This is a genomic window from Candidatus Methanocrinis alkalitolerans (genome assembly GCF_029167205.1).
GTDB lineage: Archaea > Halobacteriota > Methanosarcinia > Methanotrichales > Methanotrichaceae > Methanocrinis > Methanocrinis alkalitolerans.
The window spans coordinates 37968-55646 of record NZ_JARFPL010000004.1 but is presented as its reverse complement, the minus strand read 5'-3'; the positions used below and the strand labels follow the sequence as shown (position 1 = coordinate 55646).

Genomic DNA, 17679 nt, shown 5'->3' with positions numbered 1-17679 from the left:
TAAAATTACAGACTATCGGCCATCTCGGCCAGGCTTCTCATCTTCCTGCTTGCGGGAGGCGAGATGATGCGTTCCGCGTCCTGCTCCGCCGACGGCGTTGATCTCGTCCTCGCAGCCAGAGGCCATCTCGTCGAAGATGGGGCAAAAGCCACAAATCCCCCTTGCCGCGCCACCTCCATCATCGAGAACTCCTCCAATGCTGCCGGAATTGTCATATTAAAGGGCAGGCAGGTCCGGATAAATAGCTTTCGTTGATAGGATCCAAGGGTTGCAGCAGGATCGAAAGAGAAACGAAGAAACAAAAGGAACGGCCCCGACTTGGAGAGGCCAAGAAGGCAGCGGGAGCGACGAGAGGGCTCCTGCAGAGCTTGAGAAAAATTTTAAAATAGGTTGAGCTTACTCGAGGGTGATCGCCTCTGAGGGGCAAGCCTCGACGCAGGTTCCGCAATCGGTACACTTGTCGGCGTTCACCACTGCTATTTCTTCGTCGTCCATGGTGATCGCTTCTTCGGGGCACTCCTCGACACAGGTCCCGCAACTTACACACTCATCTCTGTTGACTACTGCCGGCATTACAAATTCCTCCAAAGTCGCCAAATTAGGCAAATTTAGAGTCTGGGATATACGATATATAACTTTCGTTAAGGGCATCGATATCATAAATAAGGTAGAACGTGCCCTCCCTGGTGGGAGAGGACGTCTCTGGCTGAGGCCGGGACTTCAGCTGAGGTCGGAGTACCTGTTCCTGTCCTTGAGCTCCTGCTTCTTCGCCTCGTTCCATCCGCTCACCGACTGGAGGTAGCCAGTGACCCGAGAGAGGTGTTCCAGATGGTCGGAACCGCACCGTGGGCACTCCTCTTTGAGGCCGGGTGATACGCAGAAGCAGCTGAGGCAGACGGTCATGTCCCGGGTGAAGGCGAAGTAGCCGATCTGGGTGGTTCTTGCGAGGTTCATGGCGAAGTCCATCAGCCCTTCGGGATCCGGAGCCGACTCTCCGAGGAATATGTGGAATATGTTCCCGCCGTCGACTATGGGGAAGAAGACGTGCTCCAGCCTCGCCCTCTGGTAGATCGATACGTCCAGGGACGGGGGGACGTGGGTCCCGTTGGTGTAGTATACGGGGAGATCCCGGGTCGCCTGGATCCTGGTCATGGCGGTATCCAGATCGCCCTTGACCACCCTCTTGGCGCAGTCTCGAAACTCCTCGTGAAGGAGGTCGGAGACGGCGAACCTCTGGACGACGGTCTCCGCCGGGGTCCTGGCGAGGGCGATGGTCATGCCGTGGCGGCGGGAGAGCTCCTTGGCGTAGACCTCCATCTCCGTCATCGCCCTCACCGCCAGCTTCCATGCCTCCTTCGACTGGTGCATCTGGGAGCCGGTATGGAACTGGACCATCTCGTTGACGCCGACGACCCCGATGGTGTAGACGAGCCCCTCCAGGTCGACGGCCACCGTCCCCTTCTTGCCCGTATTGGGGTCCTTCGGCCTCTGGGTGGCAAACGGCATCCTCCGGTTCTTGATCACCTGGTTCATCCACTCCCGTTTGACCTTGAAGATATCGACGGCGGTGTCCATCAGACCCCGGAGGTACTCGAAGAGGAGGTCGTCGTCGCCCCGGGCGAGGTAGGCGGCCCGGGGGCAGTTGAGGGAGACGACCTGCCAGGAGCCCATTGAGAAGTGCATCCCGTCCCTGAAGCAGAGCTTCTCGTCGAAGTCCGCGTCGCTCTCGAAGGTGGCGGCGAACTGATACGCACAGCATTGATAGCAGCTGATCCCCTTCCCGGCGCCCCTGTATGCAGGAAGCTGGTTGTCGTAGTAGGGGGTTCCGAACTTGGAGGCGAGCTTGAAGGTGAGAAGGTAGAGGTCCCGGTACGTCGGGAGGTCCGGGTGAGCGGCGTTGAACTCGTCGTCCTCGGCCATGAAGTCCGGCTCGATGGAGATCTCGGGCTTGGGGAAGTTGAAGGGCTTGCCCCAGTAGTCCCCCTCCAGCATCACCTCCATCAACGCCTTGAAGCCGAGGCGGACCTCCTTCTCGAACTCGCCGTAGGTCTTGAGGGGGGCGGAGCCGCCGTCCCATACCTTCCCCTTGTAGACGACGGGCTTGTCCCTCCAGAGCCTGGGGACCCCGGGGCTGAGCTGGACGGAGGAGAAGACGACCTGGCCGCCCCGGGCGACCATCATCTGGGTCATCTCGTAGACGAACATCTGCATCAGCTGGCAGATCTCGGAGTAATCGAGCCCTTCGAGATAGGGGGCGAGGAAGGTTAAGAAGTTGTAGAAACCCTGCCCTCCGGCGAAGTTCGTCTGGGCGGAGGCGAGGGCCTTGACGGCGTGGAGCATCGCCACCTCCGGCTTCTTCGCGGGGCCCGCGACGGAGGCCTTCGTTCCCGAGCCGTCGGGCATGAGGCCGTAGTAGAAGAAGTATCGAAGGTCCCAGTCCTGGCAGAAGGGGCGGGTTCCGAAGTACTCCAGGTCGTGGATGTGGAGGTCGCCGGCGAGGTGGTGGTCCGAGAGGTAGGGCGGTATCAGGAGGAGGTACTGCTCCTTTGAGATCTTGTCTGCCTTCTTCTTGTGGCTCGTCTCGGCGTTCTCCTGGAGGTTTGCGTTCTCATGGGCCTCAAAGCCGGAGCCGACGTCGATGAGGTGGGCGTCGTAGACCGGGGTACCGACCCGCGTGCAGATGTTCCTCCACTCCAGGTGGTGGCGCTCGATGAGGATGACGTTGACGATCTCCCTCACCAGGGGGCCGGAGAGGAACTTGACGTCCATCCATCTTATCCGCCGCTCCACCTCCCGGGCGATCTCTCTAGCCTCCTCCTCGGAGATGCCGGGGATCCGGTAGAACTGCTCGGAGAGCTTCGTCTCCCTCAGGAGCTGGTTTATCACGGCATCCTTGTTCCACCTCATCAGGTGGCCGTCGGTGGTCCTGACCATCGGCATCTCCGATAGAAGGGAACCTACCAGCGTTTGCTGCTGCGTTTTATGTCCGTTAACCTTCCGGCTCAAAGACGAAACCCCCACGGGATTAGTGAGAAGGCGGATGGGACGGAAGGCGTGGCGAGTTTATGGTACCCCCTCCCGCTCCAGTCTTCACCCCCAATGGTAAGGGCCCGAAATTTATAACCCCTTCGCCCAATAGGGACTAAAATTATAATATAAGTTCTCCCTCGACTCGGACCCCTCGCTGAGGCCTCATCGCTACTCTTCATCGATATTTAAAGCGTCGGGAAATGGAGGTCTATTCGGGGTTTTAGCCCATAAAACCCTGATATTTCGGTCGCATAGCCCACCGCGACCTTCTATCGGAGGGTCGTTGGTGAATAGATCACCTCTCGACCGATCGCGAATCCCGGACTGGATATCTTCCGCTATTTTTGATTGAAATGGGACGGCAGAGATCAGGAGTGGGCATCTCTGCCCGTCCCGCCGAGCCGCTCGGCGTATCCGGCGAGGACGGCCAAGAACTTCTCAGCCCTCCGGTGGTAAGCCTCCTTCTTGATCGCCCCGGAGTCGTCGAAGAGCTCCTGGACTTTGGGGAAGTAGAGGACCTCCCCCGTCGGGAGCATGTGGAAGCGGACGCAGGTCGCGATCAAGTGCTCGATCATCCGGGCGCCGCCGAATACCCCGGAGGAGACGCCGCAGATCCCCACAGGCTTTCCGAAGTACTCCGCGTAGAGGAGGTCGAGCATCATCTTCAGCTCCCCCGGGTAGCCGTGGTTGTACTCCGGGGAGACGATGACGATCCCGTCGGCCCGGAGGACCCGCTCCTTGAGTCGGGCCGCCGCCTCGGAGGTCTTGGAGTCGTCCGTCGCGGGGAGGCGGTAGTCGCGGACGTCGATGATCTCGCTCTCGAGGCCGAACTCCGCGGCCTTCGCCAGCATGAACCTCGCGACCTTCTCGGACTCGCGCCCCTCCCGGGCGGTCCCGAGGATGATGGGGATGTACATAGGTCTCTATTTCTTGGTCAAGATATGAATAGGCTTGTTCCGACCCGGACGGCGCTGGAGGCCGCTGGCGCAGACCTCGGGGACGTCGTCAAGTGGAACGTCCCCGTCGCCGCCGGCCAGCCCATCCAGCCGGCCCGCGAGGCGTTCGTGAAGATGTGGGGAACGCGGCCCAACCCGCCGGCGATCACCGTGGCCATCGTCTCGGGGCTCGCCCGCCCGGAGTTCCTGGTGGAGATGGACGCGGTAGCCGTGGTGGCGGAGCGGAGATAATAGCATATCACATACCAAAAAACGATCCTACCTTCGATCCCCCACGTGGCGAGTCAGCTGAGATAAAAACAGGTTTGCAGATAGATCCTCTGCCGGTTCGATGTAGTTCTCATCGGAGCGGGATCTTTCGCGATCTGCAATGATGAAACATGCTGCATTGTACTGACGCTCTCGGACCAGCTTCCGGCAGAATAGCTCGTACCTCTTGGCATATGAAGCGCCCCGAAACTCCTCGAAGACGGGAAAGTGGGGCTCCTGAGTTCTCACCGGGCTTCTTGATCCCGGGCAGTCCTCCAGCAAGAACAGATATCCAAGCCAGGGCGCAGGGGATGTGCGAAAGGCACCTTCCCTGTAGGCGGTCCAGATGTCCAGGGCCGTGCCCATCGCCTCTTCGGTGCGGTTGTTGAAGTTGTTTCCGAACGACGAGCCAACCTGTGACTTGAGCTCGATGGCAGCCTGAAGCTCCCCGTCAACTACCACCACGATATCCCAACCCTTGACCGGCCGGAAGAATCCGGGCAGGTGGGTCCTTTTCGTATAGATGTTCCCCTCATCGACGCCGCTTGCCGTCATCAGCTCGATGATCTTCCGGACAAATCCGTCCATCTGCTTTCCGCCAGTGACCGCGCTCCGCGCCCCCTGATCAGACCTGCCGCGCCTCTCCTGATCCTTTATCTGCCGATCTCTCATCTGCCAGAAAGTTTTCACAGCGTCAGAGAAAACGAGGTCTCCAGCGAAATCTGTGATAATCCCACCCCCTAGAAGCCGTCAAAATCCAGCGTAAGCTGCTTATTTCTGATCTTGTTGAGACGATTCGAGGCCATCTCAAAATATGTCGGCTCGATCTCGAATCCCACGCTGCTCCGCCCCCACTGGCCAGCGGCCAAGTTTGTGGTTCCCGTGCCCATGAAGGGGTCGAGGACCGTATCACCGACGAAGGAGAACATCCTTATGAGCCTCTCTGCAAGGGCCAGAGGGAAAGGGGCAGGATGTTTTCTCGTCGATGCCCCGGTGATCGTCCAGATCTGCTGGAACCACTCCTTGTGGAGATCCTCGGGGATCACCGAGAGGAGACGAGCCGCATTTGAGGGCTTTCGATACCCACCTGGCTTTCTCTGAAATAGTATGTACTCGATGTCGTTCTTGACGATGGCGTTCGGCTCATAGGGTTTTCCCAAAAACTTCGACCCGTTATTCGACTCGAATCTGGCGTTCGCGATCTTGTACCAGATTATCGGCGCAAGGTTGTCAAAGCCGATCTTCCGGCACCGCTCCTGGATGCTGGCGTGTAGAGGGAAGACGACGTGCCTTCCAAAGCAGCGCCGCGGGAGGCAGACGTCCCCCACCACGACGACGAGGCGACCGCCGGGGACGAGGACCCGAAATACGTTCCGCCAGACCTTGTCCAGCTCTTCGAGGAACTGCTCGTAATCTTCGACGGAGCCGAGCTGCCCCTCGTTGGCTGGATACTCCTTTAGAGTCCAGTAGGGAGGAGAGGTGACCGCTAGATGGACGCTCTCGTCCGGGATCGCCTCCATAAAACGGCTGTCTCCGAGGATGAGCTGATGGCGGGTGGGGACCCGCTTTGCAGCCATCTCGATCTCCAGGAGAAGATCCGGGTTTTTGGCGATGGCTGGAATCGCCCTCTGCCCTTCGCTTCGGGCAAAACTTAGAGCGGCCATCGGAACCAGATCCTCCAGCTCGCGCCCAAAATCGGAGGGCTCGATTATCACCACATCTTCGCACATCTTCTGACTCAGACTCCTCACTCACTCTTGCGTCTTCTTCGCAAACTCCTTCGCGTAGTACGTCAGGATCATATCCGCCCCCGCCCGCTTGATCGACGTCAGCGCCTCACCCATCGCCCTCTCTCCATCGAGCCAGCCCCTTTCGGCCGCGCCCATGATCATCGAGTACTCACCGCTCACCTGATAGGCGGCCGTCGGCATCCCGAACTCGTCCTTCACCATCCGGATAACGTCGAGGTAGGGCATCGCCGGCTTCACCATGATCATATCCGCCCCCTCCTCGATGTCGAGCCGGACCTCCCATAGGGCCTCTAAAGCGTTCGCCGGGTCCATCTGGTAGCCGGACCGGTCGCCGAAGGCGTACCCCGACTCCGCAGCCTCCCGGAAGGGTCCGTAGAAGCTGGAGGCGTACTTGGCGGCGTAAGAGAGGATGGGAGTGTCGCCGAACCCCTCGTCGTCCAGGGCTTCGCGGATCGCTCCTACCATATGGTCCATCATCCCGCTGGGGGCGACGACGTCCGCCCCCGCCCGGGCCTGGGAGACGGCTGCTTTGCCCAGGAGGGGTAGAGTCTCGTCGTTTGCCACCTCCTGGTTTTTGATGACGCCGCAGTGGCCGTGGCTGGTGTACTCGCAGAGGCAGAGGTCGGCGATGACGACGATGTCGGAGGTCGTCTCCTTGATCCGCTCGGCGGCTCGCTGGACGATGCCCCGGGGGTCGTAGGCTCCGGAGCCGACCTCGTCCTTCTCTTCTTGAATGCCGAATAAGATGACGGCGGGAACCCCCAGCTCCTCCAGCTCCTCCGCCTCTTTTGCCAGGCTCTCGAGGGAGTGCCTCAGTTGCCCCGGCATCGACCCTATCTTCGCCGGCGATTCAAGCCGCTCGTCGACGAAGAGGGGCATGATCAGGTCGTCCGTCGATACCCTCGTCTCGGCGACGATCCTTCTTATCCCCGGCTTACGAAGCCTTCTCATCCGTCTCATCATAATCCGCCTCCAGCCCGAAGAGCTCTTCTACGAAATTCAGACATCCGTCGTCGCCCCGCTCCGCCGCCCTCCTCAGCGCCTTCGTCGGCTCGGCGAAGATCTTGTTGACGATGGAGTGGCTCATATCCGATAAGACCCTCTCCTCGATCTCCCCTAAAGTGTGGCGGGCTGCGAGCTTGTTCATCGCCCTCACGATCTCCTGGGCCTTGATCTCCTCGGCCTGGAGGTAGATCCTCCCCAGGAGCTCCTCCGCCCTCCTCCTCTTGTACTTCGCCCTGAGGAAGGCGAGCTCCTCGGCGATGATCATTTCGGCCCGGTCCATCTCCGCCATCCGAAGCCTCATATTCTCGGCGCTGATCTCCCGGAGGGCGTCGATGTTTCGAAGCTCCACGCCGGGGATCTCCCCGACGTCCTCGTCGATATCCCGGGGGTTTGCGATATCGATCATCAGGAGCGTCCCCTTCGCCCTACGGCCCATCACCTCCTCCAGGTCGTCCCGCCTCAGGATGTAGTGGGGGGCGGAGGTGGCGCTTATGACCAGGTCTGAGGTCCTGATCCTCTCCTTCATCTCGTCGAAGGGGACGGCCTCGGCCCCGAGGCTCGCGGCCAGGGAGAGGGCCCGCCCGAAGGTCCTGTTGGTGACGCGAACCTCTCCTACATCCTTGGAGAGGAGGGCTCTTGAGATCAGCTCTCCCGTCTCGCCGGCCCCGATCACCAGGACGCTCTTGCCCGCAAGGCAGCCCAGGATCTCCTCGGCGAGGTCGACGGCCGCCGAGCCGACGGAGATCGACCTCTCGTTGATGCTCGTCTCGCGACGGACCCTCTTGCCGACGGAGATCGCCTTCTTGAAGGCGACGTCCAGGGTCCACCCGGTGGTCCCCGCCTCCTTCGCCATCGAGTAGAGCTCCTTCATCTGGCCGAGGATCTGGTCCTCGCCGATGATCATCGACTCGAGCCCCGAGGCGAGGCGGAGGAGGTGGGCGAGGGACTCGTCATGATCGTGAAAGTCGATGATCCTCGATGAGATCCGGGCCCGCTTGGCCAGCTCGAAGAGGACCTTCTCCCCCCGGGGGGATACGACGTAGATCTCGACCCGGTTGCAGGTCTTGAGGACGGCACACTCCTCGACGAGATCGTGAGACGATATCCAGGATAGGAGCGCCTCCAGGTCTCCGTGCCACGACCGCTCAATCTCTTCGATGCAGGCCTTCCGGTGGGTCACCAGCATCGAGGCTATCTCGCTCATCTGGGGGGATATGTTCTCCGGCCCTCTTATAGCCCTTTTCGTAGGACTCCGAGAGGAGCCGCCATACACTATCGTCGGAGATTATCTCGAAGAGGATCCGGCGCCGCTCACCCTGGTCGGCGACCCGTTCCTTGAGAACCCCCCTCATCTCCCCCAGGAGCCGGGCCATATCGCCGTACCCCTCGTCCAGGACCGTCTCGATCCTCTCCCGCAACCGCCTCGCTAGGGCAGGGCTCTCTCCCATGGTCGATATGGCGACGACGACTGGACCCCTCCTGACGACGGAGGGGACGGTGACCTCGCCGACGCCGTCGACCCTGTTGACCAGGACCCCAGCGGCCTTTGCCGTCTCTTCGAGCCAGCGGTTCAGCTCTTTATCACTGGTGGCGGGGACGGCGATGAAGGCTTCCCGCAGGAGGTCGGCGGCACCGCTCCAAAGATCGACCTCGAGGATATCGACCGCCCCCACCTCTGCCATCTCCTGAAGGCCGGGGCTGAATTCGAGGCTCGCCACCGTCACCCTGGCGTGCTCTGAAAATAACCGCGCCTTCCTCTCGCCGACCGCCCCCCCGCCGAAGATTACGACCTTCCGCCCTGAGAGATCCAGGAGGAGGGGGAGGTGGCCCGTCAGATCCTCGCCCCCGTCTTCTTGAACTCCCTCTCGCTGAAGAGGACCTGATAGTCGGAGATCCCGACCTTCCGGGATACCTCGGCGGCGACCTTCCGGCACTCCTCCCTCGACGGGGAGTGGACGACGGTGTAGAGGTTGTAGGGCCACTCCACCCTCGGGGTCCGCTCGTAGCAGTGGGTGACCTCGTCGAAGGAGGCCATGATCTCCCCGACCCTAGCCACCTCCTCGGGAGGGACCCTCCAGACGATCATGGCGTTGGCGACGATCCCAAGAGCCCTGTGGCCTATCGTCGCCGAGAACCTCCTGATCGCCCCCAACTCCAGGAGCCGCTGGAGCCTCTCGATCACCTCCTCCTCGCCGATGGCCAGCTCTGTGCCCAGAAGCCGGTAAGGGCTTCTTGATACCGCTATCCCCTCCTGGGCAGCCCTGATGAGGGCTATGTCCAGTCCGTCGATCTCCTCGGTCGTTTCAACACCTCCTATCTGAGCCCCCTCCAGCCGTCGGGGTCCTGGTAAGGGTACCTGTCGACCCCCTTCACCGGGACCCGTCTGGGATCCGATCCCGGATTTCCCGATGTATGATGATCGCTCCAGAAGTTTCCGCCGACCTCGGGGCCGCCGTCCCAGTCGTTATCCCCGTTGTCGACGGCGTTCTGAGGCAGCATCGGGTTTCCGTTATCGACGAAGTTGTTGCGGTATATGGACCATCCGGTGGAGTCCACCAGGCTCGCCCCCGAGATCCCGTTCTGGATGAAAGAGTTTCCGAGGACCCTGCCGTCCCTGGAGAAGCTCATCCTCAGGCCGTAGCGGCCGTTTCTGCTCAGGTTGTTCCCCTCCACCTTCACCCCCTCGACGGACTGGAGGAAGAGGCCGTCGCCGTTGTCCACGGCGACGTTCCCGGATACCGTCGCCCCCGATAGCTGGTGGAGGGCGATCCCAGCATCCCGGTTGGAGCAAAGCTCGTTTCTGATCAAAAGGGAGAAGCCGGAGCCGGAGATGCGGATCCCCTGGCGGTTCTCCGACGCCGAGTTCATGTTCAGGACGCAGTTGGGAGATCCCGCGATCCTCACCCCCTCCTCGGAGTTCCGGATCGCCTCGGACTTGTAGATCATGGTCTTCGGCGAGTTGGCGATGGATATCCCCACCTTGTTATCCGAAGCCTTCGAACCCTTCAGCAAGACCCCTTCGGAGCCCTGGATATCAAAGCCCGAGCCTTCGGAGCCCCGGGCGGTGGATCCGAGGATCTCGTCTTCCTCCCCACCCTGGACGAGAAACCCGATGGTGCAGTTATCGGCTCTGCTCCCCTCGACCCTGCAGCCGGAGGTCTTCAGCATACGGAGCCCCGCCTCATCTCTGGATAGGGTGAGATTTCGAAGGGCGCAGCCAGTAGAGTTGACGATGAGAGCTCCGGCGCTGTTGTTGGAGAGGACTAGGTCCTCTGCGGTGACGTTGCTGCACCGCACCAGGGCGACGAAGGCGCAATCTTCTGAGAGGGTGAGGTCGAGGCCGTCGACGATGTAGCAGACTGGCCTTCCGTCGATGGTGTTCGATGGATCGAGGTCCTGGCGGAAGGGGCCGTCGTCCCAGGACGAGATATCCTCCCGGTCGACCCCGATGGCATACCGGTTCAGGTCCATCCGGTTTTCCCGGAGGAGGTTTGAGCCAGAGCCGATGAGGCCGACCCCCCGTCCGTTCCGGAAGATTTCGTTATCTTCGATCTTGTTCTTGGAGGAGCCCGACCTCAAAAAGAGCCCTTCGCCGTTATCCCGGAGGAGGTTTCCTCTGATCACGTTCTCCGTCGAAGCCTCCAGCCGGAGTCCAGCGACCTCGTTATCTTCCAGGAGGTTATCGCCGATTCGGTTTTCAGCTGAGCCCTTCAACCGAACTCCGATGGTGCAATCACGCGCCGAATTGTTTCTGATCGCATTTCTTCCGGAGTTGAGGAGGAAGACGCCCGCGACTCTGGACCCATCGATCCAGTTTCCAAGGATCTCGTTCTCCAGGGATCCATCCAAGGCGATCCCCGCATTCGAAGAGGAGATCTCATTTCCTTCTATCCGGTTATGATCGGAGTCGTATACCTCGATCCCCGTCGCCGATGAGAAGACGGAGCAGAGGACGGCGTTCTCGCTGGAGTTGGCGATGGAAACCCCCACATCTCCCAAGAAGGTGCAGTTAGAGATCTCAGACCTTTGGGACCCGACGATCTCGACGCCGAGGGCGGATCGAATTAGAGAGTCGCCGATCAGGTTGCCGGATCCGTCCCGGAACCCGACCCCAGCGGTGCAGCCCTCGATGGCGGAGTCCCAGATCCGGTTCTCCGAAGCGGTGGAGAGGACCCCCGTCGAGAAGTTCCGGATGGTGCATCCCTCGATGACGGTTTCTGGATATTTCAGCTCAATCCCGACGCCAGACCCAAAGCCCCTGATCTCGAAGCCCGAGATGGTCGTGCCGGGCGCCCCCACCACGAACCCCCCCTCGAGGGTCACCTCCCCTGGTGCCCCGCGAATGGATACCGACCGGTGAATCGGGATGGCCCCCTCCTTGTAATATCCAGGACGGACCTGGATCTCGTCGCCGGGTCCGGCAGCGTTGACCGCCTTCCTTATGGTCGAAAACCCCTCGACTCCGCTCTGGTCGACGACCAGCGTCTCTGCTGAGGCCAGCTGGAGAGATGCCGAGATGAGAAGGAGCGAGATAATAAGCCAGGATCTTTCCGTTGCGATACCCCCAATCCGTTAAATCATCCCGTTATCGTGGGGGATAGATAACTCTATCCCCGCCGAATTTGCCATTCTCCCATGGGGGCCGAAACCATCGAGATCGGAGCTCCTGGTCCGAACTTATGAGGGAAGATACTAATCGGATGAAAACGGATATCTGCGGGACGAGACGGAAAGGCGATCCAGGATGACTAACCCTTACAGGATCCTGATAATTGAGGACGACCCCGACGACGTGGAGCTGATCCTCCTCGGCTTTTCAAAACACGACGAGTTCTTCGTGGACGTCGCCACCACCGGAGAGGAGGGGCTTGAGAGGATCAAAGAGACCGGATACGATCTCGTCTCAGTGGACTTCGCCCTTCCGGGGATCAGCGGCCTCGACGTCCTAGAGGAGATCCGGAAGAGAGATCAGGACGTCCCCGTCGTCATGGTGACGGGCCGGGGGACGGAAGAGCTTCAGGTGGTCGCCTTCGAGAAATATGCCACCAGCTATGTTATGAAGAGCGTCGACAGCTTCCGGAGCCTCCCCTTCATCTTCGAGGCGCTGATAAGCGAGGCCAGGTTCCGGACCGAAGAGCAGCGGATGAAGCGGGACGTGGAGCGGTCCGAAGCTATGAGCAGATACGTCCTGGAGAACTCCCCCACAGGGATATACCTCCTCCAGAACGGCTGCTTCAAGATGGCCAACTCCAAGTTCGAAGAGATCTTCGGCTGCGATGAGGAGGATCTCGTCGGAGAGCACTTCTGGAACCTCGCCGACCCCGAGTCCTTCGAGTGCGTAGGGGATTTTCCAAAGGAGTCCGGAGCCGAAAGGTCGATGGTCCACGAGTTCAAGATCATCAGGAAGGATGGGTCAAAACGGTGGGTCGAGGCGAGGATCGTCCCCCTCGACTACCAGGACGAGAGGTGGGTCCTGGGAAGTCTGGTGGACATCACCGAGAGGAAGGAGGGGGAGAAGGGCCTCCGGACGGACAGACGGAGGCTCTCCCTCCTCTACTCCCTCGCCCGCAAGACCCTCGACCTTCGCGGAGGGGCCGACGACCTGATGAGAGAGGAGCTATCCGAACTGGTGGAGGGGGGCGACGGGTTCGTGGTGGGGGCGACGTTTATCCTGGAAGGGAAAGATCTGGTCCTCCGGGCCCTGGCGGGGCCCATGGAGGAGCTGATGGAGCTGATGGACGAGGTAGATGTCGGGGAGCTTCTGGAGTGTTGCGAGGAGAGGACGGTGGTGGAGGGGGACATGAGGATCTCTTGGGCTTCGGCCCCCTTTTGCTCCGGCGAAGAGCCGATAGGCCTATTGGTTTTGGGCCGCGAAGGAGAGATCGATGAACACCTGATCAAATTCGCGAGAGATCTCGCATGGCACTTCGGAAAGGTGGTGGAGGTCTCCCGCTTGAGAAGATCCTCCACAGACCGCGGCTGAGCTGGAACCTGGGGGCCCGAAGGAGACTATAGCCTCCTCCAGATGAGGACGATCCTCTGAAGGGCTGTGACGTGGCTCGCCACGGTGATCAGGACGACGGCCCACCCCAGGATCGAGAGGCCCGCGATATCGCCGGGGAAGATGGCGTTGGCGATGGTGGCTGCGAGGATGAGGACGAGCCGGTCGGCCCTCCCCATCACCCCGCCGTAGAGGCGGCCGAGGCTCAGGGCCTGGGCCTGGGTCCCCAGGTAGCTCGTCAGGAGGACCCCCATGACGGCGAATATCCCCACCGCCTCCGATACGTAGCCGGCGAGGACGATCCCGGTGAGGATCGCCATATCGGCGTACCGATCTATGACGTGGTCGAGGAAGTCTCCCCTCGCCTCGGCAGCCCCGATCCTCCGGGCGAGGGTCCCGTCGACGGCGTCGAAGACGGCGTTGAGGAGGACCATCAGGGCCGCTATATAAAGGAGGGATGGCCCCCCGGCCGATAGATAGTAGAAGGCCCCCGCCGCCAGGGCGAAGGCCATGGAGATGAGGGATATGGCGTTGGGGGTCGCCCCCGCCCTCTCCGCCAGGGCGGCCAGGGGCTCGGTCACTGCCAGGGACTTCGATCTCAGGTCGTCAAGGGTCAAATTCCATCTCTCCGGTCCAGTCGACTTTTCCCGGGGGCATGGCGATCTCCCGGCGCAATATCTTCACCACCAGGGCCCCCACCTCCTCCGGCGATAGAGCAGTGGCGTCGATCTCAGATACCCGATCACACCACTCCGCCGACTCCACCAGGATGACGTCCAGAGCTTCCGCCTCCAGGTTCTCTCTCACCTTCTCCTTGGAGTACCCCCTCTGGACGAGCCGCTCTCTCAGGACCCCGGGACGGGTCCTCAGGACGATCGCCTCGGGGGCGAACTGGTGGCTGAAGTGCCCCTCCAATACGACGATCTCGTCGTCTCCCTCGGGGGCGAGCTCCTCCAGCCTCTCGGCGAGGGCTTCGACGTCGGCTATCAGACAGCTCCGGTCGGGGTCGGTGCCCAGGGTGAGCTCCTCCACTCTGACGACGGCGTTGAGGTCGATGACCCTGAAGGGGAGGAGGGCGGCGACGGTCGTCTTTCCCGTCCCCGGCGTACCGGTCAGGGCAGCCCGCATACCTCACCGTAGGCTTCGAGGAACCGGTCGTTCTCCTCCGGGGTTCCCACCGTCACCCGAAGGGCACGGTCCCCCGCCCCCCGGAAGGAGAAGCAGTCCCGGACGATGACGCCTCTTCTGAGGAGATCCTCAGCCACCTTTCCCGAGGGCACCTCCGTCTCCAGGTAGAGGAAGTTGCCCCCCGAGGGGCGAAACTCTGGCATAAGCCTCAGCATCCGGGCCCTCTCCTGCCTTATCGCCTCAACAGACCGTCTCATGTACTCGATATCCTCCAGGGCTGCTATCCCCGCTGCAACCGACGGCGTCGTCACCCCGAAGAAGGGGGGCGCAGCCCTACGATACTCTTCGGCGATCCAGGGGGGGGCGACGGCATAGCCGAGCCTCATACCGGCGAGGCCGAAGGCCTTGGAGAGGGTCCTTCCCACCACCAGGTTATGGTACTCTGCCGCCAGGGGTAGGAAGTTCTCGTCGCTGAACTCGGCGTAGGCCTCGTCGAGGAAGACTATGGCGTCGGTCCCCTCGACGATCCCCCTGAGGTCTTCTTCGGGGATGGTGTCGCCGGTGGGGTTGTTCGGCGAGCAGATGAAGATCATCTTGATCCCCTCTGGGAAGTCCGTCGGAACCTCGAAGTTCTCTCCCCGGGGGAGGAAGAGCGGCTCTGCCCCTGCCGTCACCGTCAGGATCTCGTAGTAGCTGAAGGTGGGGGTGAAGATGACGGTCCTCTCCCCGGGGTCGAGGAAGAGGCGGGTTAACGTATCCATCACCCCGTCCATCCCCGCCCCGATGAGCACGTTCTCGGGGGCCGTCCCGGCGTACTCCGCCATCGCCTCGACGAGCCGCCCAGGCTCGGGGTACCTCTCGGGCTTCGCAGAGGAGATCGCCTCATAGACTCGGGGGCTCGGACCGTAGGGGTTCTCGTTGCTCCCGAGCTTGACGATCTCCTCAGGCGGGAGGCCGTACTTTGCCGCGATCTCGCCGATCCCCCGTCCGGCGACGTAGGGCTTCAGCCGCTCCAAGCAGGGCCTAAGGTTCTTCGAGTATCTCTCCAAGGACCTTCACCACGCGGTCGATCTCCTCTTTGCCCACCACCAGGGGCGGGACCATCCTGAGGACGTGCTCGCTCGTCGCGTTGAGGAGTACGCCCCTCTCCCGGGCACGGTTCACGATCTCTGGGCAGTTCGCCTCCAGCTCGACCCCCACCATCAGGCCGAGGCCTCTGACCTCGCGGGCGTCGATCTCCTCGACCAGCCTGGACCTGAGGTATGCGCCCATCTCCGCAGATCGTTCCACCAGCTTCTCGTTCTTGATGGCGCCGATGGAGGCGAGGGCGGCCGCGGAGACCAGGGGCCCGCCGCCGAAGGTGGAGGCGTGGTCGCCCTTCTGGAAGACCTCGGAGACGGACTGTGCCGCCAGCATAGCTCCCATGGGAAGGCCGCCCGCGATCCCCTTGGCCAGGGTCATGACGTCCGGGAGAACGCCGCTGTGCTCCTTTCCAAACCATCTTCCGGTACGCCCAAACCCGGTCTGGACCTCGTCGAGGATGAGGAGAGCGCCGCAGTCGTCGCAGATCTGGCGGGCCGCCCTCAGGTACTCCGGGCTGGGGACATTGACACCCCCCTCCCCCTGGACCGGCTCCAGGATGACCGCCGAGGTCTCCTTCGAGACCATCGCAGCCAGAGCCTCAGGGTCGTCGAAAGTAACAAACTCCGCCTCGGCGAGGGGGCGAAAGGGCTCTCGATAGACGGCCTTGTAGGTCGCGCCCAGGGACCCAAGGGTTCTGCCGTGGAAGGAGTGGACCGCGGCGACGATCTTTGACCTGCCCGTCGCCCTTCTGGCGAGCTTCAGGGCCGCCTCGACGCTCTCGGCTCCGGAGTTGCAGAAGAAGGCTCTATCCATACCGGTGAGGGTCTTCAGCTCCTCGGCGAGGAAGACCTGGTTCTCGGTGTAGTATAAATTCGAGGTGTGGATCAGCTCTTTCGCCTGGTGAGCGATCGCCTCGACTACGGCAGGGTGGCAGTGGCCGACGGTGTTGACGGCCACCCCGGCGACGAAGTCGATGTACTCGCGCCCTTCGGCGTCCCAAACCTTCGCTCCCGCTCCCCGGACCAGGAGGATCGGCTGGCGGGTGTAGGTCTGGATCACCGACCCCCTCTCCAGCTCTACGATCCGGGCGGTCCTCTCGGCGCCAGAGAGTTCGGACTCGGATCTAGACATTTCTCTCTCCATCTTCATTTTCATCGCTCTCTATCGATCATAGGACGCTCCGCGCAAACCGCAGGCTCGCCTGGATCTGGCGGCCCACCTCGCCGCTGACGACCTCCATGTGGCCGGGGTAGAGGACCTCCACCTCCAGGGCCGTCAGCCTCTCGATGGAGCTGACGAGGTCAGAGCCGCATCCGGCATAAAGGTCGGTCCTCCCGATGTTCCCCTGGGGAAATACGGTATCCCCGGAGAAGAGGACCCGAGCCTTCCTCTCATAGAGGCAGATCCCCCCCGGCGAGTGGCCCGGGGTGTGCATCACCTCCAGCTTCCACTCCCCCAGGTCGAGGACGTCCCCCTCGTTCAGGACCCCGTCGGCCTTCAGCTCCGGGGCCGAGAGGCCGAATAAGTAGGCGACGGTCGCCATATCGTCGCCGAGGAAGCCCGCCTCCTCCTCGTGGATCAGAACCCTCGCTCCCGTCGCCTCCTTCAGCCGCACGACCCCCCCGGAGTGGTCGTGATGGCTGTGGGTGAGGATGATCATCTCGATATCCTCCGGGTCGATGAACTTTTGGATCTTCCGCAGCGTCGGCTCCGGATCCATCCCGGCGTCGATGAGGACCGGGACCTCGTCTTTTATCAGGTAGACGTTCCCGTCGAAGGGAGAGCCTGAGACCTTGTGGACTTCCACCATTCCAACACCTGCTCCCCCGGATGGGCTCCACCGATATATCTGTTTGGAAGCGAGATTCCGGGCGGTTCAGGGATGGTTAGAGGGTGGTTCGGGCATGGTTCGAGGAAGGCTCATCTACCGGGGCGATCAACAACCTTTTAAGAAAATAGACATTCTCCAGATCAGCTTTGAAGGTGTCGATATGTCCCAGTATGAGATCAACATAAAGAGCTTCCCCGCCCTGCGGGTGGCGAGCCTCTGGGGGAAGGGCCTCCCCTTCGCCGTCACCGTCCCCAATGCCTACGAGGATTTGGCCGCCTGGATGGCCGAAAAGTTGATCCCTCCCCTCTCGGGCTCGCCGATGGGCCTCGCCCTCTACTACGACGACCCCGCCTCCATCCCCCCGAGGAGGTGCGGTTCAAGGTGACGATGCCGGTTGCGGCGAGACCCCCGAGGTCGCCGAAGGCGGGGCGGCGGTGGAGGTGTTGGCAGAGGCAGAAGTGGCATACCTGACGGTGAAGGGGCCCTACACCAACCTCGAAGACGCCTACACCCAGCTCTACGGCTGGGTCTTCTCAAACGGCTTTCAGCCCAAAGACGCCGCCCGGGAGGTTTACGTCAAATGGGGCGAGGAGATGCCACCGGAGGAGCAGGTGACGGAGATACAGGTGCCGGTGGGGAGGTAGG

General features: G+C 61.7%; 20 protein-coding genes and 1 pseudogene. 5 read left to right on the top strand and 16 right to left on the bottom strand.

Features of this window, described 5'->3' with window-relative positions; translation table 11 throughout:
- Positions 1–5: 5 nt before the first annotated feature.
- From P0O24_RS02005 to P0O24_RS01990, 4 genes are all read right to left on the bottom strand, one after another.
- On the bottom strand, positions 6–215 hold the full coding sequence (locus tag P0O24_RS02005; protein WP_316968066.1) for a hypothetical protein: 210 nt from the start codon (positions 213–215) through the stop codon (positions 6–8).
- A gap of 181 nt (positions 216–396) precedes the next feature.
- Positions 397–573, bottom strand: coding sequence for a 4Fe-4S binding protein (locus P0O24_RS02000; RefSeq protein WP_316968065.1), 177 nt, complete (start codon positions 571–573; stop codon positions 397–399).
- Positions 574–720: 147 nt separating this feature from the next.
- Complete coding sequence (nrdD, locus tag P0O24_RS01995; protein WP_316968064.1) at positions 721–2934, bottom strand: anaerobic ribonucleoside-triphosphate reductase; 2214 nt, start codon at positions 2932–2934, stop codon at positions 721–723.
- 464 nt (positions 2935–3398) lie between these two features.
- Positions 3399–3947, bottom strand: a complete 549-nt coding sequence (locus P0O24_RS01990) for an NADPH-dependent FMN reductase (RefSeq protein WP_316968063.1) — start codon at positions 3945–3947, stop codon at positions 3399–3401.
- A gap of 24 nt (positions 3948–3971) precedes the next feature.
- On the opposite strand from P0O24_RS01990, the gene P0O24_RS01985 reads away from it, so the two are divergent.
- Entirely contained in the window at positions 3972–4217 is a 246-nt protein-coding gene (locus P0O24_RS01985) for a RidA family protein (RefSeq protein WP_316968062.1), read from the top strand.
- Positions 4218–4244: 27 nt separating this feature from the next.
- On the opposite strand, the gene P0O24_RS01980 is transcribed toward P0O24_RS01985, so the two are convergent.
- The 7 genes from P0O24_RS01980 to P0O24_RS01950 form a co-directional block, all read right to left on the bottom strand.
- Complete coding sequence (locus tag P0O24_RS01980) at positions 4245–4907, bottom strand: PaeR7I family type II restriction endonuclease (protein WP_316968061.1); 663 nt, start codon at positions 4905–4907, stop codon at positions 4245–4247.
- 68 nt (positions 4908–4975) lie between these two features.
- On the bottom strand, positions 4976–5899 hold the full coding sequence (locus P0O24_RS01975) for a DNA-methyltransferase (protein WP_394356665.1): 924 nt from the start codon (positions 5897–5899) through the stop codon (positions 4976–4978).
- Positions 5900–5986: 87 nt separating this feature from the next.
- Positions 5987–6946: a porphobilinogen synthase gene (gene hemB, locus P0O24_RS01970; RefSeq protein WP_394356664.1), complete on the bottom strand. Its 960-nt coding sequence runs from the start codon at positions 6944–6946 to the stop codon at positions 5987–5989.
- A complete protein-coding gene (gene hemA, locus P0O24_RS01965) occupies positions 6921–8195 on the bottom strand; it encodes a glutamyl-tRNA reductase (RefSeq protein WP_316968058.1) in 1275 nt (424 codons plus the stop codon). Before hemA ends, hemB begins: the two co-directional genes overlap by 26 nt.
- Entirely contained in the window at positions 8137–8925 is a 789-nt protein-coding gene (locus P0O24_RS01960) for a precorrin-2 dehydrogenase/sirohydrochlorin ferrochelatase family protein (protein ID WP_316968057.1), read from the bottom strand. Before P0O24_RS01960 ends, hemA begins: the two co-directional genes overlap by 59 nt.
- Positions 8823–9257, bottom strand: coding sequence for a siroheme decarboxylase subunit beta (gene ahbB / locus P0O24_RS01955; protein ID WP_394356663.1), 435 nt, complete (start codon positions 9255–9257; stop codon positions 8823–8825). The genes P0O24_RS01960 and ahbB overlap by 103 nt, the downstream gene beginning before the upstream one ends.
- Before the next feature lie 47 nt (positions 9258–9304).
- A complete protein-coding gene (locus tag P0O24_RS01950) occupies positions 9305–11314 on the bottom strand; it encodes a right-handed parallel beta-helix repeat-containing protein (protein ID WP_316968055.1) in 2010 nt (669 codons plus the stop codon).
- A 33-nt stretch (positions 11315–11347) separates the two neighbouring features.
- On the opposite strand from P0O24_RS01950, the gene P0O24_RS01945 reads away from it, so the two are divergent.
- Together P0O24_RS01945 and P0O24_RS01940 are read left to right on the top strand one after the other, a co-directional pair.
- The gene (locus tag P0O24_RS01945; protein ID WP_316968054.1) at positions 11348–11485 is read left to right on the top strand and encodes a hypothetical protein; all 138 of its coding nucleotides are present in this window, start codon (positions 11348–11350) and stop codon (positions 11483–11485) included.
- A gap of 250 nt (positions 11486–11735) precedes the next feature.
- Complete coding sequence (locus P0O24_RS01940) at positions 11736–12974, top strand: PAS domain S-box protein (protein ID WP_316968053.1); 1239 nt, start codon at positions 11736–11738, stop codon at positions 12972–12974.
- Positions 12975–13000: 26 nt separating this feature from the next.
- On the opposite strand, the gene P0O24_RS01935 is transcribed toward P0O24_RS01940, so the two are convergent.
- The 5 genes from P0O24_RS01935 to P0O24_RS01915 are packed head-to-tail and all read right to left on the bottom strand — an operon-like array spanning position 13001 to position 17013.
- Positions 13001–13609 carry a CDP-alcohol phosphatidyltransferase family protein gene (locus P0O24_RS01935; RefSeq protein ID WP_316968052.1) on the bottom strand — a complete coding sequence of 203 codons (609 nt, stop codon included), beginning with the start codon at positions 13607–13609 and terminating at the stop codon, positions 13001–13003.
- Positions 13599–14120 carry an adenylate kinase family protein gene (locus tag P0O24_RS01930; protein WP_316968051.1) on the bottom strand — a complete coding sequence of 174 codons (522 nt, stop codon included), beginning with the start codon at positions 14118–14120 and terminating at the stop codon, positions 13599–13601. The genes P0O24_RS01935 and P0O24_RS01930 overlap by 11 nt, the downstream gene beginning before the upstream one ends.
- Positions 14105–15169 carry a histidinol-phosphate transaminase gene (hisC, locus tag P0O24_RS01925; RefSeq protein ID WP_316968050.1) on the bottom strand — a complete coding sequence of 355 codons (1065 nt, stop codon included), beginning with the start codon at positions 15167–15169 and terminating at the stop codon, positions 14105–14107. Before hisC ends, P0O24_RS01930 begins: the two co-directional genes overlap by 16 nt.
- Positions 15144–16334, bottom strand: a complete 1191-nt coding sequence (locus tag P0O24_RS01920; RefSeq protein ID WP_316968049.1) for an acetylornithine transaminase — start codon at positions 16332–16334, stop codon at positions 15144–15146. Before P0O24_RS01920 ends, hisC begins: the two co-directional genes overlap by 26 nt.
- Before the next feature lie 37 nt (positions 16335–16371).
- Complete coding sequence (locus tag P0O24_RS01915; protein WP_316968048.1) at positions 16372–17013, bottom strand: MBL fold metallo-hydrolase; 642 nt, start codon at positions 17011–17013, stop codon at positions 16372–16374.
- A gap of 181 nt (positions 17014–17194) precedes the next feature.
- On the opposite strand from P0O24_RS01915, the gene P0O24_RS01910 reads away from it, so the two are divergent.
- On the top strand, positions 17195–17419 hold the full coding sequence (locus P0O24_RS01910; RefSeq protein ID WP_316968047.1) for a hypothetical protein: 225 nt from the start codon (positions 17195–17197) through the stop codon (positions 17417–17419).
- 40 nt (positions 17420–17459) lie between these two features.
- Positions 17460–17678, top strand: a pseudogene (locus P0O24_RS01905) (GyrI-like domain-containing protein); the annotation flags it as partial.
- Position 17679: the final 1 nt, after the last annotated feature.